Raw genomic sequence first — 15,636 nt, forward strand, 5'->3', positions numbered from 1 at the left:
TGGTGCACGCAGCGGCAGCGCCGCGTTTCGTCGCGCTTCTGTGTGTTTGCCGCGCGGCCAGGGGGCCTATAGTAAACTTCGAACATGGATATTGTACTGTATGCCTTCACCGTGCTCCTGTACGGCGGTCTGTGCGCCGCCGACTGGCGCGCATTGCGCCGCGCCAGCGTCGAGCCGCTTTTCGGCAGCGTGCCGCCGGTTCCGGTGACGGCCGGCCCGACGGGCCTGCCCGGCGCGGATCTCGACGCCGCGCGTGCGCGCAGCTTCGGCGTGCTCTCGCGCGCTTTGCTGTTCGTCGCGCTCGCGGCGCACGGTCTGCTGCTGCATATGACGATCTTCCCCGCCAACGAAATGATCTTCGGCTTCGCGTTTGCGTTGTCGGCGATGTTCTGGCTCGGCGCGGTGATCTACTGGATCGAGAGCTTTTTCTTCGCGCTCGACGGTCTGCGTCTTCTGCTGTTGCCGCTGGCGGCGCTGGCGTCGATCCTGCCGCTCCTGTTCGGTGGCGTGCGCGTGCTGCCGTATGCGGCCGCGCCGCTCTTCAAGCTGCACTTCGTCATCGCCAATGTGGCCTATGGTCTGTTCGCGATCGCCGCGCTCCATGCGGTGCTGATGCTCGCCGTCGAGCGTCGTCTGCATGCGCTCAAGGGCGCGGGCTTCCAGCGCAACGCCGGCAACAAGGGCGGCGGCTGGCTGTCGAACTGGATCGAAACGCTGCCGCCGCTGCTGACGATGGAAAAGCTGCTGTTCCGTCTGATCGGCGCGGGTTTCGTGCTGCTCACGGCCACGCTGGTGTCGGGCATCGTGTTCAGCGAGCAGTTGATCGACCGTCCGCTGTCGCTCGATCACAAGACCGTGTTCGCGTTTCTCTCGTGGCTGATGTTCGGCACGCTGCTCACGGCGCGCAAGATTTCGGGCTGGCGTGGCCGCTCGGCGCTGCGCTGGGTGATCGCGTCGTTCGTCGCGCTGCTGCTTGCTTATGTCGGTAGCCGCTTCGTGTTCGAAGTGCTGCTGCATCGTCCCGTCGTTTGATGGTCGCCTGATGCGCGGCGCCGTTCGCGGCGACGCGCACCGCTTCATACGCTGAATTAATGAGACAGATTCTTCTCCTGATCCTGCTGTTCTTCGTCGGACAGTGGTTCTTCAAAACGCTGCGCCGTGCGCAGACGCAATCGCCGCAAGCGCGTCCTGGCGTCGATCCGCGTCAGCCGGGGCAGGGCGCGCGGCGTGCGAACGGCGGTGCTGCCGGTGCGGAAACCGGCACTGCCGTGCTGGCCGAGCCGATGGTGCGCTGTGCCGAGTGCGGCGTGCACGCGCCGCGCAGCGAGTCGGTGAGCGTGGGCGAGCAGTCCTTCTGCAGCGCCGCGCACGCTCGCGCCTACGACGCGCGCAAGACCAGCCAGAACCGTCCCGCGCGATGAGTCACGCTGGTTCGCCGCAAGCGCCTGCTTTCGACGTCGATACGCAAGGCTGGGTGGCTGCGGCTCAACAGCTGCCGTCACCGAATTTCGAAGCGCGCCCTGAGGGCGCGGTGCCGACGCTCATCGTCGTGCACAACATCAGCCTGCCGCCCGATACCTTCGGTGGTCCCGAGATCGCGGATCTGTTCCTCAATCGCCTCGACTGCGATGCGCATCCGTATTTCGATGCGCATCTGCGCGGCGTGCGGGTCTCCGCGCATTTCGTGATTCATCGCGATGGCGCGCTCGAACAGTTCGTCTCGTGCGACGAGCGCGCGTGGCATGCGGGTCTGTCGAGCTTCTTCGGGCGCGAGCGCTGTAACGATTTCTCGATCGGCATCGAACTCGAAGGCAGCGACACCCAGCCCTTCGAAGCCGCGCAATATGCGACACTCGCGCCCCTCGTGCGCGCGCTGTGCGCGCACTATCCGATCGATGCGCTCGCCGGTCACTCGGATATCGCGCCGGGACGCAAGACCGATCCGGGACCGCATTTCGACTGGACGCGTCTGCAGCGCGAGACGCAACTGGGCGATGTGTTCTTTCCCTATCTTCATGGGCGCGACGGATCGTGAACGGTGTTCGCGGCGTCGTGACGCAGTGAAGCGCAACTAAACGGAAGGCCTTTTGCCGCGCTAACCGTAGTGCGGCGTATGGGCTTTTTCGCCGCACGAAAATCGACGTCGCGCTCAAATGCCCGCGCCGTCTAGGCTTTACGTGCTGTCAAGACTCCAGGCCTAAATTTTCTTCGCATTTTCTTCTTTGACTGCGCGGCGCTTCCACTATACTTCGTACCCGAAGCACGGCTTTACACCATATGTTGTGTTGTTCTGCGGCGCCCCGCTCTGGTGAGCATGGCGCCGCGCGCATTAGCGGCATACGAAAAACTTGTGCGGTGCAGCTGGCCAGAAGGCCCGCGCACCGGCTGATATCGAGAGAAAAGGTACAGCCAATGATCGCGGCATACACGATGAAAACCGGAACGCTACGTGGTTCATCTGCCTTGCCGCATCCGGCCAACTCGCCAGGCTGGCTCGTTCTCTCCGCAAAATCGTCCGCGCACTCGGGGGCGCGGCATCCGTATTAATTCGCGAATTTCCTTCGCACATTTCCAGGACCAGGAGCTTTGCACATGCAAACGACCGATAACGTCTCGACCCGGTATGAAGGCGCGCCCGCCGCGCAGCTGGGTGGTCAGCCGCAGGACGGCCAGACCGGCGCAACGCAGTTCGCCGACCACAAGGTGATCCGCCGTAACGGCAGCGTTGTCGGCTTCGAGCCGTCGAAGATCGCCCTCGCCATGACCAAGGCTTTCCTGGCCGTGAACGGCGGGCAGGGTGCAGCGTCGGCACGCGTGCGCGAACTCGTTGAGCAGCTCACGCAGAACGTCGTGCGCGCGCTGGTGCGCAGCCGTCCGAACGGCGGCACGTTCCACATCGAAGACATTCAGGATCAGGTCGAACTCGCGCTGATGCGCGGCGGCGAGCACAACGTTGCGCGCGCCTACGTCCTGTATCGCGAGAAGCGCAGCCAGGAACGCACGCATGCGCCGGAAGCGGCAGCAGCGCCTGGCATCAACGTGACCGACAACGGCGTTACGCGTCCGCTCGACATGAACGCGCTGCGCGCGCTGATCGCTTCGACCTGCGAAGGCCTGGGCGAAGCCGTGAACCCGGACCCGATCGTCGCGGAAACGATCAAGAACCTGTACGACGGCGTGCCGATGTCGCAGGTCTATGATTCGGCGATCCTGGCCGCGCGCACGATGATCGAAAAGGACCCGGCATACAGCCAGGTCACGTCGCGCATCCTGCTGCACACGATCCGTCGCGAAATTCTGGAAGAAGAAGTCACGCAAGCCGACATGGGCTGGCGCTACGCTGAATACTTCCCGCAGTTCATCAAGCGCGGCGTCGAAGCCGGCCTGCTCGACGACAAGCTCCAGCAGTTCGACCTCAAGCGTCTCGGTAACGCGCTCGACGCGGGCCGCGACCTGCAGTTCGGCTACCTCGGCCTGCAGACGCTGTATGACCGCTACTTCCTGCACATCGGCGGTACGCGTATCGAAATGCCGCAGGCATTCTTCATGCGCGTCGCCATGGGTCTGTCGCTCAACGAAATCGACCGCGAAGCGCGCGCGATCGAGTTCTACAACGTGCTCTCGTCGTTCGACTTCATGTCGTCGACGCCCACGCTGTTCAACTCGGGTACGCACCGCTCGCAGCTGTCGTCGTGCTATCTGACGACGGTCGCCGACGATCTCGACGGCATCTACGAAGCGCTCAAGGACAACGCACTGCTGTCGAAGTTTGCCGGCGGTCTGGGCAACGACTGGACGCGCGTGCGTGCACTCGGTTCGCACATCAAGGGCACGAACGGCAAGTCGCAAGGCGTGGTGCCGTTCCTGAAGGTCGTGAACGACACGGCCGTCGCGGTGAACCAGGGCGGCAAGCGCAAGGGCGCGGTCTGCGCGTACCTGGAAACGTGGCACCTGGACATCGAAGAATTCCTCGAGCTGCGCAAGAACACGGGCGACGATCGCCGCCGCACGCACGACATGAACACGGCGAACTGGATTCCCGACCTGTTCATGAAGCGCGTGATGGAAGGCGGTGACTGGACGCTGTTCTCGCCGTCGACCTGCCCGGATCTGCACGACCTGTTCGGCGCCGATTTCGAGAAGGCTTACGTCGCTTACGAAGACAAGGCCGCACGCGGCGAGATCAAGCTGTTCAAGAAGCTGCCGGCAGCGCAACTGTGGCGCAAGATGCTGGGCATGCTGTTCGAAACGGGCCACCCGTGGATCACGTTCAAGGATCCTTGCAACGTGCGCTCGCCGCAGCAGCACGTCGGCGTCGTCCACTCGTCGAACCTGTGCACGGAAATCACGCTGAACACCAGCGACACGGAAATCGCCGTGTGTAACCTGGGTTCGGTGAACCTCGTCGCGCACATGATCGAACAGGCCGACGGCACGTTCGCTCTGGACCACGACAAGCTCAAGCGCACCATCAGCGTCGCGATGCGCATGCTCGACAACGTCATCGACATCAACTACTACGCGGTGGCGAAGGCGCGTAACTCGAACCTGAAGCACCGTCCGGTCGGCATGGGCGTCATGGGCTTCCAGGACTGCCTGCACGTTCTGCGCACGCCGTTTGCTTCGCAGGAAGCCGTCGAGTTCGCCGATCGTTCGATGGAAGCGGTCTGCTACTACGCTTACTGGGCGTCGACGGAACTGGCAGCCGAGCGCGGCCGTTACTCGACCTACCGTGGCTCGCTGTGGGATCGCGGCATCCTCCCGCAGGACACGCTCAAGCTGCTCGAAGAAGCACGCGGCGGTTACGTCGAAGTCGACACGAGCGAAACGATGGACTGGACCTCGCTGCGCGAGCGCATCGCTACGCACGGCATGCGTAACTCGAACTGCGTCGCGATCGCACCGACCGCGACCATCTCGAACATCATCGGCGTGTCGCCGTGTATCGAGCCGACGTTCCAGAACCTCTACGTGAAGTCGAACCTCTCGGGCGAATTCACGGTGGTCAACGACTACCTCGTACGTGACCTGAAGACGCGCGGCCTGTGGGACGAAGTCATGGTCGCCGACCTGAAGTACTTCGACGGCATGCTCTCGCGCATCGACCGTATCCCGGCCGATCTGCGCGCGGTGTACGCCACGGCGTTCGAAGTCGATCCGACGTGGCTCGTCGAAGCGGCATCGCGTCGTCAGAAGTGGATCGACCAGGCGCAGTCGCTGAACATCTTCATGGCCGGCGCATCGGGCAAGAAGCTCGACGAGATCTACAAGCTCGCATGGGTGCGCGGTCTGAAGACCACGTACTACCTGCGCACGATGGCCGCCACGCACGTCGAGAAGTCGACGGTCGCACACGGCGCGCTCAACGCAGTGCCGACGGGCGGTTCGAACGGCGGCGGCGCAGCAGGTGGTGCTGGCTTCGGTGCAGCAGGTGGCGCAGCCGGCAACGGCGGCTCGACGGTGATGCAATCGGCTCCCGAGCAGGCGGTCGAAGCCGCACCGGAAGCAGAAGGTCCGGTGTGCATGATGCGTCCGGGCGATGCAGGCTTCGAAGAGTGCGAGGCTTGCCAGTAAGGTTGCAGGTAGAGCTGCCATAAAGCGTCAGCGCGCAGTGCAACACTGCGCGCATGACGCAGGACCCAGGCAGTTCAGTTCAGCAGTACGCGTAGTAAACAATAGTCGTAGTCGTAGCGTTTGAAAGGGCGGCGTGCGCAACGCGCGCCGCCTGTCTCTCCGGTGCACTCCTCGCGATGTGTGAAATGCACGGCGGCACGCGTGTTGCTCGCAGGGTGTTCTCACGTCGCGTGCGGCAGGCTTCAGGAATCCCTGGGGTTTTTCGCGAGGCGCGCGAGGTGCGCGGAACACACGGCGAGACGCAGCGAAGTCTGCCGTTGCAGTAGCGCGAAGCAGGTAGCGAAGCAAGCAGCGAAGCATGCAAGCCACGCAGCAGGCGCGAAGCGAATCGAGATGAAAAGCGCAGTGAGAAGTGACAGCAGACGAAGCGTGAAACACGCGCGATGCTGAAGCTCTTTCACCGGCGCTCACGATTGCGCGAAGACCACGAATCGCGTCGCGACAGTGACGCTCGAGCAACGCAGAAGCGAAGCTTGCGCACTGTTCACGCGAGTCGATCGACACGATGCGATAACAAAGTGTTGTATCGAGGTCGCAACGCGAATCGAAAACAGGTTTTTTCGTGTGCGAACCCTTTTACCGCTCACGAAAAGATGGTACAAACCGTTCTAAATTGATGGTGACATTTATGCTCAACTGGGATGACGAGAACACGGCCGTAACTCCGTCGAGCGGTGCGCAGCAAAACGCAATGCGCAACCTCGCGGGTCAGGCTGCCTCTGTTCCGGGCATGCAGTCCGCACTGCACTCCGCTCCTCAGTCCTCTTCGGCGCAGAACATCTTCGCCGCCGACTTCGCAGTCGCACCGCCGCCGCAGACGCCGGTTTCGACCGAAGGCCGCGTGAATGTCGCCGACAAGCGCATCATCAACGGTCAGACCGACGTCAATCAGTTGGTCCCGTTCAAGTACAAGTGGGCCTGGGAGAAGTACCTGGCTGGTTGTGCCAATCACTGGATGCCGCAGGAAGTGAACATGTCGCGCGACATCGCCCTGTGGAAAGACCCGAATGGTCTGACCGAGGACGAGCGCCGCATCGTGAAGCGCAACCTCGGCTTCTTCGTGACCGCCGACTCCCTCGCCGCCAACAACATCGTGCTCGGTACCTACCGGCACATCACGGCGCCCGAATGCCGCCAGTTCCTGCTGCGCCAGGCATTCGAAGAGGCGATCCACACGCACGCGTACCAGTACATCGTTGAATCGCTCGGCCTGGACGAGAGCGAAATCTTCAACGCGTACCACGAGGTCAAGTCGATCCGCGACAAGGACGAGTTCCTGATCCCGTTCATCACGACGCTCACGGACCCCGCGTTCAAGACCGGTACGCTCGAAGCCGACCAGACGCTGCTCAAGTCGCTGATCGTGTTCGCCTGCATCATGGAAGGTCTGTTCTTCTATGTGGGCTTCACGCAGATTCTCGCGCTCGGCCGCCAGAACAAGATGACGGGCGCTGCGGAGCAGTATCAGTACATCCTGCGCGACGAGTCGATGCACTGCAATTTCGGCATCGACCTGATCAACCAGATCAAGCTCGAAAACCCGCAGCTGTGGACCCCGGCGTTCCGCGCGGAAATCACCGAACTGTTCAAGCAAGCCGTCGAACTCGAATACCGTTACGCGGAAGACACCATGCCGCGTGGCGTGCTCGGCCTGAACGCTTCGATGTTCAAGAGCTATCTGCGCTTCATCTGCAACCGTCGCTGCCAGCAGATCGGCCTCGACGCGCTGTTCCCGAACGAAGAGAACCCGTTCCCGTGGATGAGCGAAATGATCGACCTGAAGAAGGAACGCAACTTCTTCGAGACGCGCGTGATTGAATACCAGACGGGCGGTGCGCTGTCCTGGGAGTAATCCGGACGCACTGCGTCAGTCAGTCATTTGGGGTTGCCGCAAGGCGCTACGCGAGCGCCTTCGCCGGCATGACGATTAGGAGCAGGAACGCCTGATGCAAAGCGTGCCCGGAGCCCTGGTGGCTCACTTACGTGCAAGGCACTTTGCAAACCCTTCAGAGGGATGGGCAAACTTCCCCCCGGAAAAAGGCGCGAGCCATGTGGCTTGCGCCCTCAACGAACGTTGCCCGGTGTCGGTAGCCGACGCCGGAATGACTCGGCGCGCCGTGCTTTTTAGCACGGCGCGCCTTACCGCATTCATTAGCGTAAGCGCGCGGGATCAGCGTACGCCGATGAATAGCCCGCTTTGTAGCGTGCGCCCTGAGAAGCGTTTGCGGGAAGCGGGTTTTGACGAAGGGTGTAGTTTGAACTGACTCTCATCTGAACCTGAAGGAGAAAAAAATGGCAACTGCCAAGAAGAAACCGGCGGCCAAGAAAGCCGCAGTGAAGAAGGTTGCAGTGAAGAAGGCTGCAGCACCGGCGAAGAAGGCCGCAGTGAAGAAGGTTGCAGCCGTGAAGAAGGTTGCTGCGAAGAAAGTCGCCGTGAAGAAGGTTGCTGCAAAGAAGGCAGCACCGGCGAAGAAGGCAGCACCGGCAAAGAAGGTTGCAGCCAAGAAGGTTGCAGCGAAGAAAGTCGCCGTGAAGAAGGTTGCTGCGAAGAAGGCAGCGCCGGCGAAGAAGGCTGCAGTCAAGAAGGTTGCAGCGAAGAAAGTCGCCGTGAAGAAGGTTGCTGCGAAGAAGGCAGCACCGGCGAAGAAGGCCGCAGCCAAGAAGGTTGCAGCGAAGAAAGTCGCCGTGAAGAAGGTTGCTGCGAAGAAGGCAGCGCCTGCGAAGAAGGCTGCACCGGCGAAGAAGGCTGCTGCCAAGAAGGCCGCGCCTGCTGCGAAGAAGGCTGCTCCCGCGAAGAAGGCCGCTGCGAAGAAGGCTGCGCCTGCTGCGAAGAAGGCCGCACCGGCGAAGAAGGCTGCTCGCAAGGCACCGGCGAAGAAGGCCGCCGCTGCTGCGCCTGCTGCTGCAGCACAACCGGCTGCACCCGCAGCAACGGTCAAGACGGCACTGAACCCGGCTGCTGCATGGCCGTTCCCCACGGGCAGCCGTCCGTAAGTAGTACATGCCTAAGCGCGCGAGAGTCAGTTAAACAACGCGCGCCTTGGTGGTCGGGCCACGCGGTTTGTCCGCGCGGCTCGATCTGCAATCCCGTCGCAGGGTTCTCCGCGACGGGATTTTTTTCGTCCGCAGGTTTTGGCGGCGCGTTTCCTGTACGCATTGCGCTGTACGCAGGCATGAAAAAAGGCGCATGCACAGGGGAGAGCATGCGCCTGAGGTTCCGCAGGTGAGGCGCATGCGCCGCTGCGGTACAGGGGAAACCGGTATTCGAACGCCACGCGCTAGCGAGCGCCTGGCGGATGCTGCCTGGTGTGCGCTTAGTGCGTCACACGCGTCACGCCGCCGCTCGACAGCAGACGCACACGCTCGCCCGCCTGGAACACTTCGCCCGTAGCCGACTGCGTGATGGCGCGATAGTCGCCGTTATCGAGGCGCACGGTGATTTCCAGACCGTCGCGCATCGCGACGCCATTCTCGACTGCGTTACCCGCCACCGCGCCCGCGATGCCGCCGATGATGCCGGTGACGATCGATCCGCGGCCGCCGCCGATCGCACTGCCGGCCACCGCGCCCAGCGCGCCGCCGCCGACTGCGCCCAGACCGCTGGGCTGCCCGTTATTCGAGCTGATCTTCACGGCACGCACGCTTTCGACCGTAGCCATGCGGACGGTGGCTTCACGCTGCGCCTGCGAGGCGGTGTAGACATCGGCGGAACTGCTGTTATAGGCACAACCCGTCATGGCGAGCGAGCCCGCGATCATGACGGCGACAATCAGACGACTTGTTGTTTTCATTTCCCGTAACTCCAATGCACGCCGTTCCCGCGGCGCTGCGCACTCAAAGCGGCAGTTCGTAACCGAACGCGGCCTTGAATCGTTCCTTGATCTGCGCCTTCGTGGGCGCATAGTTCTGCGGACCTTGCTGCTCGATCTTGAGCGCGCCCATCAGGCTTGCCAGGCGACCCGTGGTGGCCCAGCCGAGGTTGTTCTCGATGCCGTAGAGCAGACCGCCGCGGAAAGCGTCGCCGCAACCCGTCGGGTCGAGCACCCGCTCGGCCTGCACGGCGGGAATCTCTTCGATCGTGCCGCCATGGTAGATCTGCGAGCCGTGTTCGCCGCGCGTGATGATCAGCGCGTCGACCTTGCTGGCCATTTCTTCGATCGACCAGCCCGTGCGGTGGCTCACAAGGTTAGCTTCGTAATCGTTGACCGTCAGATAGGTCGCAAGTTCAATCGCGCGGCGCAGCGACGCACCGTCGAACAGCGGCAGACCTTGACCCGGATCGAAGATGAACGGGATTTTTGCGCTCGCGAATTGCTCGACGTGCTGGACCATGCCGTCGAAGCCGTCCGGCGCGACGATGCCGAGCTTGATGCCGGGCGCTTCGTCCGCCTTGTTCACGTGCGATTGCATCATCGCGCCCGGGTGGAACGCGGTGATCTGGTTGTTTTCGAGATCGGTCGTGATCATCGCCTGCGCCGACCACATGTCGGGCAGCGCCTGCACGTGCGTGCGGTTGATGCCGAGCGCGTCGAAGCGTTCGAGATACGGTTGCGCGTCGTTCGCGCCAAGCGTGCCCATGACGCGCGCATCGCCGCCCAGCAGGTGCAGCGAGTAGCCGATGTTGCCCGCGCAGCCGCCGAATTCGCGGCGCATCGTCGGCACGAGGAAGCTCACATTCAGGATGTGCACCTGCTCGGGCAGGATGTGTTCCCGGAAGCGACCTTCGAAGGTCATGATGCTGTCGTAGGCGAGCGAGCCGCAAATAAGCGTAGCCAAGGCGAAAATTCCTGTGATGCGTATGGTGAAAGAGGGCGGCGCGCTGCGCTTGTGTCGCGCGCGCCGCCGTCCATGATTACTTCAGTGCGGCGAGTGCTGCGTCGTAGTTCGGCTCGTTCTTGATTTCGCCGACGCGCTCTGCGTACACGACGTTGTCGTTCGCGTCGATCACGACCACGGCGCGTGCCGTCAGGCCGGTCAGCGGGCCGCTCGTGATGTCCACGCCGTACGCCTGCGCGAACTCATGGCCGCGGAAGGTCGAAGCCGTCACGACGTTTTCGATGCCTTCGGTCGTGCAGAAACGGCCGGCTGCGAACGGCAGGTCGCCCGAGATCACGACGACAGCCGTGTTCTCGAGGTTAGCCGCTGCTTCGTTGAACTTGCGCGTGGAGGTGGCGCAGGTCGGCGTGTCCAGGCTCGGGACGATGTTCAGAACCTTGCGCTTGCCGGCGAAATCGGCGAGGGCGACGGGCTTCAGATCCTTGCCGACGAGCGAGAACGTCGGGGCCTTCTGGCCGGGCGTCGGGAACGTGCCTGCGACGTCGATCGGGTTACCGCCTAGCGTGACTTGACTCATGATGTGCTCTCCGGATTCAAAGCTGTTGTGGTGAGTGGCGTGCCCGGCGCGGCCGGGCGCCGGGGTTGCGCGAGCGCGCAGGCTGCGGGCGCTCGTGCGAGGGATGCGCAGTTACGGATAGAAAATCTCGATGCGGAAATTCGAGGCAACGACGTTGCCGGTGTCGAGCCGCACGATCATCGTCTGCGTGGTGTGCGCGGCGAGCCCGGCGTCGACGCGCGTGCCGGGCGGCGCGTAGTCCTGCGGGAACAGCACGCGGCGCAGTACGACGTTGTTCTGGCGGTCGAGCAGCGTCAGTTCGATCGCCGGATACGCGAGCGCCACCTGGAAACGATTACGCAGCGGCACCTTCAGTTCGAGATGATGCGGATCGTCGACCTGACGCAGATCGGATGGCTGAACCTGCAGACCGTCGATGTCGCGCGGTGGGCTCACGTGGCAGCCAAGCTGCGCGCAGGCCTGCTGATAAAGCGGCTGCGACGCGGGCCAGTAGACCATCACGCTTTCGCGTTGCCACCAGATCAGCTGCGTCGCGAGCAGGGCGATCAGCACGAGCGCCAGCAGCCAGCCGAAGATGCGCCAGCCCGTATGCCGCTTCGCGCGCGCAGGCGCTTCGCGGGTGACCGCGAAGGGCTCGGCGCCGTCGTTGGGTTCGAGCGCGGTGAAGGCGGGCGCGGTGACGGCGCGACGCAGTTGCGGCTCGGGATCGTTGCCCTGGGTGCGGATTGTTTCGTTGGACGAAAGGGTTGGCTCGGCGCCCGCGTGAGCGCGGGCCGGCGCGACCGGCTCCGGCGGCACCAGTTCGGGCTCGGAACGCGTCCAGCGCGTGGCGGGCGGGAAGGGCTCGGCCGGGGTATCGATTTCAGATGCGGTCGCAGGTGCAGCGGACAGGGCCGCGGACAGCGTCGGCTCGTCGTCATGGATCACGCGCATTTCGACTTCACGCGCCGCCTGGCTCTTTGCCACGGCGGCAGCGGCGAGGCTGGCCTGCGGCAGATGCTCGGCGTTGTACTGCAGTTTGGGATCGAGATGGCTGTCCGGCAGCGGCGCCCACGGGTCCCAGATCGGATTCGAAAAATTCGGCGGACGAGCGGGGGAGGCGGGAGCCAGTGTGGGCTCGCGGTTTGCCTCGGGAGTTGCTTCGGATGCGGCCTCGACCTGCGGTGCTACCGGTTCAGCCGCATGCGCTGCAGTTTCGACCGACGATTCAGTGCGAACGTCAACGGGCACTTCAGTTTGCACTTCAGCGGGCACATCAACCGGCGCCTCATTGACCGCGTGCTGTGCCGCGGCCGCCTGTGCCGCATGCTGCGATGTCAGGCTGGCGGCGATATCGGCGGCAACTGGCGTGGCCAGCGCGAAATCGCCGTTTTCGGGCATGTCGTACAGGCTACCCGATGCGTCGAACGCTTCCTGGCAATGACCGCAGCGCACGAGGCCGCGACGCACGGCGAGCTGAGCCGGCTGGATACGGAAAACGGTTTCGCAGAAGGGGCAGCGCGTGGCCAGGAGCATGTGTGCCGTGGACCCGGATGGTTGGCGATACCCGCCATTCTAATGGCAATCCACGACGCTTAACGACTTGAGCCGCCGCACCCATCGGGCGGGCGGCTTTTGAGGTGCGAAATGTGCGCTTATGCGCGACGCGTACCGGCCAGGCAGACCCAGCCTTCGTGCTCGCGCCAGACCGAAATATCGATCCACTGCGCGTACACCTGCGCCACTTCCTCGGCCTGGCGGGCGAGGATGCCCGACAGCGCAATGCGGCCACCCGGCTTCACGCGCGAGCTCAACATCGACGCCATCAGCTTGAGCGGATTCGAAAGAATGTTTGCCACGACGATGTCGAACTCGCCTGCCTGCAGGTCGTCCGGCAGGCCGTAGGTGACATCCGCGCGGTTGCGCTCGCTGTTGTGACGCGCCGATTCGACCGCTTGAGGATCGATGTCGATGCCGATCACCGGATTCGCGCCGCACTTCTGCGCGAGAATCGCGAGAATGCCCGAGCCGCAGCCGTAGTCGAGCAGCGACTTGCCGGTCTCGACGTGCTGCTCCAGCCACTCCATGCACAGACGCGTGGTGGGATGGCTGCCCGTGCCGAACGCAAGGCCCGGATCGAGTTCGAGCACGAGTGCGTCGGGGTCCGGCGCGTCATGCCACGAGGGCACGACCCAGATGCGCTGGCCGATCGGAATCGGCTCGAACTGCGACTGCGTCAGACGCACCCAGTCCTGTTCCTCGACTTCGCGCAGCGTGTGCTTCGGCGTCTCGGGCAGGCCCAGTTCGTTCGATGCGGCCGCGAGCAGCACGGCGGGGTCTTGATCCTCGCCGATCAGCGCGATCACGCGCGAATGCTGCCACGCGGTGCGCTCGGGCGTGAGGCCCGGCTCGCCGAAGAGCGGCTGCTCGTCGGGCGTGTCGGCGTCGGCGTCTTCCACCGACACCGAGAGGGCGCCGAGATCGAGCAGCGCGTCGGAAAGTTCCTCCGCGCGATCACGCTCGAGCTCGACGATCAGTTCCCGGTAGCTCATGAATTACGCTTCGTCCTTCTTCACAGCCTGGCGCTCGGCCAGACGGCTTTCGAGGTAGTGAATGCTCGTGCCGCCTTCGACGAACTTGGCGTCGAGCATCAGTTCACGGTGCAGCGGAATGTTGGTCGAAATGCCTTCGACGACCATTTCCGACAGCGCGATACGCATGCGCTGGATCGCCTGTTCGCGCGTCGCGCCGTAGGTGATCAGCTTGCCGATCATCGAATCATAGTTCGGCGGCACGAAATAGCCATTGTAGGCATGCGAATCGACGCGCACGCCAGGACCGCCCGGCATGTGCCACGAGGTCAGACGGCCCGGCGACGGCGTGAACTTGAACGGATCTTCCGCGTTGATACGGCACTCGATCGAGTGGCCCTTCAACTGGATGTCGCGCTGGCGGAACGAGAGCTTCTCGCCGGCGGCGATACGGATCTGTTCCTGCACGATGTCGATGCCGGTGATCTGCTCGGTGACCGGGTGTTCGACCTGCACGCGCGTGTTCATTTCGATGAAGTAGAACTCGCCGTTTTCGTACAGGAATTCGAACGTGCCCGCGCCGAGGTAGCCCATCTTCTTGCAGGCGTCGGCGCAACGATCGCCGATGCGGTCGAGCAGGCGGCGCGCGATACCCGGCGCCGGCGCTTCCTCGATCACCTTCTGGTGGCGGCGCTGCATCGAGCAGTCACGCTCGCCGAGCCACACGGCGTTCTTGAACGAGTCGGAAAGCACCTGAATCTCGATGTGACGCGGATTCTCGAGGTACTTCTCCATGTACACCTGCGGGTTGCCGAAGGCGCGGCCCGCTTCTTCGCGCGTCATATTGACCGCGTTCACGAGCGCCGCTTCCGTGTGCACGACGCGCATGCCGCGACCGCCGCCGCCGCCCGAAGCCTTGATGATGACCGGGTAGCCGATCGTGCGCGCAATCTTGACGATTTCTTTCGGATCCTCCGGCAGGGCGCCTTCCGAGCCCGGCACGCAGGGCACGCCGGTCTTGATCATGGTCTGCTTGGCCGTGACCTTGTCGCCCATCATGCGGATCGTTTCCGGGCGCGGACCGATGAAGGTGAAGCCCGATTGCTCGACGCGCTCGGCGAAGTCGGCGTTCTCCGACAGGAAGCCGTAGCCGGGGTGAATCGCCTCGGCATCGGTGACTTCCGCCGCGCTGATCAGCGCCGGCATGTTCAGGTAGCTCAGGTTCGAAGGCGCCGGGCCGATACAGACGGCTTCGTCGGCGAGCTTGACGTACTTGGCTTCCTTGTCGGCTTCCGAATAGACGACGACCGTCTTGACGCCGAGTTCGCGGCACGCGCGCTGAATGCGCAGCGCGATTTCGCCACGATTGGCAATAAGGATTTTTTCAAACATGGTGGGTATTCGACTCATCAATGGGCGCCGCATGACCGTGCAGGCGGGCCGCCATGGAGGACCGGAGGAGCGCGCGGCGCAGGTGGCCGCACGCGCCGCGACCGGCGAGGGCGGTGCGGCGCCAGAGGGATGTCGCGCGAAGCGCCGGCGCGCTCATGCGATCTCTCGTGATCTGCGGGTGGGTGTGCTTACGCGACCACGTAGAGCGGCTGGCCGTATTCGACCGCCTGGCCGTTCTCGACGAGGATTTCCTTGACCACGCCCGCGACGTCCGACTCGATTTCGTTGAGGAGCTTCATCGCTTCGATGATGCACAGCGTCTGGCCTTCCTTGACCGTGTCGCCCACCTGCACGAACGGGTCGGCGCCCGGCGACGGTGCGCGGTAGAACGTGCCGACCATCGGCGACGTCACGACGTGACCTTGCGGCACGGCCGGCGCGGCAGCGGCGGGCGCTGCGGCTTCGCCGGCTGCTGCCGGTGCGGCGGCGGGCATGCCGGCCATCGGCGCTGCGAATTGTGCTGCGGTCGGTTGTACGTAGACCGGCGGCGCGTTCTTGACGATGCGCACCTTGCCTTCGCCCTCGGTGACTTCGAGTTCCGAGATGCCCGATTCGGAGACGAGGTCGATCAGAGTCTTCAGCTTACGTAGATCCATGGTGCAGCCCCTTTGCTTGAATACGTGAGGTGCCGGGGCGCGCGCGTCCCGGCACGGGATAAGAGTTGTCTTTCAGAGTGCGTCGGTTATC

General features: G+C 63.6%; 14 protein-coding genes. 7 read left to right on the top strand and 7 right to left on the bottom strand.

Annotated features, from left to right (window positions below; translation table 11 throughout):
• Positions 1-84: 84 nt before the first annotated feature.
• The 7 genes from U5A67_RS22240 (at position 85) to U5A67_RS22270 (ending at position 8,628) form a co-directional block, all read left to right on the top strand.
• Positions 85-1,032, top strand: coding sequence for an inner membrane protein YpjD (locus U5A67_RS22240; protein ID WP_205983418.1), 948 nt, complete (start codon positions 85-87; stop codon positions 1,030-1,032).
• A 59-nt stretch (positions 1,033-1,091) separates the two neighbouring features.
• Complete coding sequence (locus U5A67_RS22245; RefSeq protein ID WP_321816194.1) at positions 1,092-1,421, top strand: PP0621 family protein; 330 nt, start codon at positions 1,092-1,094, stop codon at positions 1,419-1,421.
• A complete protein-coding gene (ampD, locus tag U5A67_RS22250) occupies positions 1,418-2,035 on the top strand; it encodes a 1,6-anhydro-N-acetylmuramyl-L-alanine amidase AmpD (protein WP_321816195.1) in 618 nt (205 codons plus the stop codon). The genes U5A67_RS22245 and ampD overlap by 4 nt, the downstream gene beginning before the upstream one ends.
• A 557-nt stretch (positions 2,036-2,592) precedes the next feature.
• Entirely contained in the window at positions 2,593-5,574 is a 2,982-nt protein-coding gene (locus tag U5A67_RS22255) for a ribonucleoside-diphosphate reductase subunit alpha (RefSeq protein WP_321816196.1), read from the top strand.
• 688 nt (positions 5,575-6,262) lie between these two features.
• Positions 6,263-7,486, top strand: a complete 1,224-nt coding sequence (locus tag U5A67_RS22260; RefSeq protein WP_321816197.1) for a ribonucleotide-diphosphate reductase subunit beta — start codon at positions 6,263-6,265, stop codon at positions 7,484-7,486.
• 94 nt (positions 7,487-7,580) lie between these two features.
• Complete coding sequence (locus U5A67_RS22265) at positions 7,581-7,898, top strand: hypothetical protein (protein WP_241023452.1); 318 nt, start codon at positions 7,581-7,583, stop codon at positions 7,896-7,898.
• Between the two features lie 28 nt (positions 7,899-7,926).
• Entirely contained in the window at positions 7,927-8,628 is a 702-nt protein-coding gene (locus tag U5A67_RS22270; protein ID WP_321816198.1) for a histone H1-like DNA-binding protein, read from the top strand.
• 320 nt (positions 8,629-8,948) lie between these two features.
• Here U5A67_RS22270 and U5A67_RS22275 read toward each other — a convergent pair whose 3' ends face one another.
• The 7 genes from U5A67_RS22275 to accB all read right to left on the bottom strand — a co-directional run bounded on the left by U5A67_RS22275 (position 8,949) and on the right by accB (position 15,545).
• Complete coding sequence (locus U5A67_RS22275; RefSeq protein WP_205983412.1) at positions 8,949-9,425, bottom strand: glycine zipper 2TM domain-containing protein; 477 nt, start codon at positions 9,423-9,425, stop codon at positions 8,949-8,951.
• 43 nt (positions 9,426-9,468) lie between these two features.
• Complete coding sequence (locus U5A67_RS22280; RefSeq protein ID WP_321816199.1) at positions 9,469-10,410, bottom strand: carbohydrate kinase family protein; 942 nt, start codon at positions 10,408-10,410, stop codon at positions 9,469-9,471.
• A 76-nt stretch (positions 10,411-10,486) separates the two neighbouring features.
• Positions 10,487-10,987 carry a thiol peroxidase gene (gene tpx, locus U5A67_RS22285; protein ID WP_205983410.1) on the bottom strand — a complete coding sequence of 167 codons (501 nt, stop codon included), beginning with the start codon at positions 10,985-10,987 and terminating at the stop codon, positions 10,487-10,489.
• 111 nt (positions 10,988-11,098) lie between these two features.
• Positions 11,099-12,502: a DUF3426 domain-containing protein gene (locus U5A67_RS22290; protein WP_321816200.1), complete on the bottom strand. Its 1,404-nt coding sequence runs from the start codon at positions 12,500-12,502 to the stop codon at positions 11,099-11,101.
• Between the two features lie 119 nt (positions 12,503-12,621).
• The gene (prmA, locus tag U5A67_RS22295) at positions 12,622-13,518 is read right to left on the bottom strand and encodes a 50S ribosomal protein L11 methyltransferase (RefSeq protein WP_205983408.1); all 897 of its coding nucleotides are present in this window, start codon (positions 13,516-13,518) and stop codon (positions 12,622-12,624) included.
• A 3-nt stretch (positions 13,519-13,521) separates the two neighbouring features.
• Positions 13,522-14,889: an acetyl-CoA carboxylase biotin carboxylase subunit gene (gene accC / locus U5A67_RS22300; protein ID WP_321816201.1), complete on the bottom strand. Its 1,368-nt coding sequence runs from the start codon at positions 14,887-14,889 to the stop codon at positions 13,522-13,524.
• 188 nt (positions 14,890-15,077) lie between these two features.
• Positions 15,078-15,545, bottom strand: coding sequence for an acetyl-CoA carboxylase biotin carboxyl carrier protein (gene accB / locus U5A67_RS22305; protein WP_205983406.1), 468 nt, complete (start codon positions 15,543-15,545; stop codon positions 15,078-15,080).
• Between the last annotated feature and the right edge of the window lie 91 nt (positions 15,546-15,636).

It is taken from the genome of Paraburkholderia sp. J69-1 (assembly GCF_905220255.1).
Lineage (GTDB): Bacteria > Pseudomonadota > Gammaproteobacteria > Burkholderiales > Burkholderiaceae > Paraburkholderia.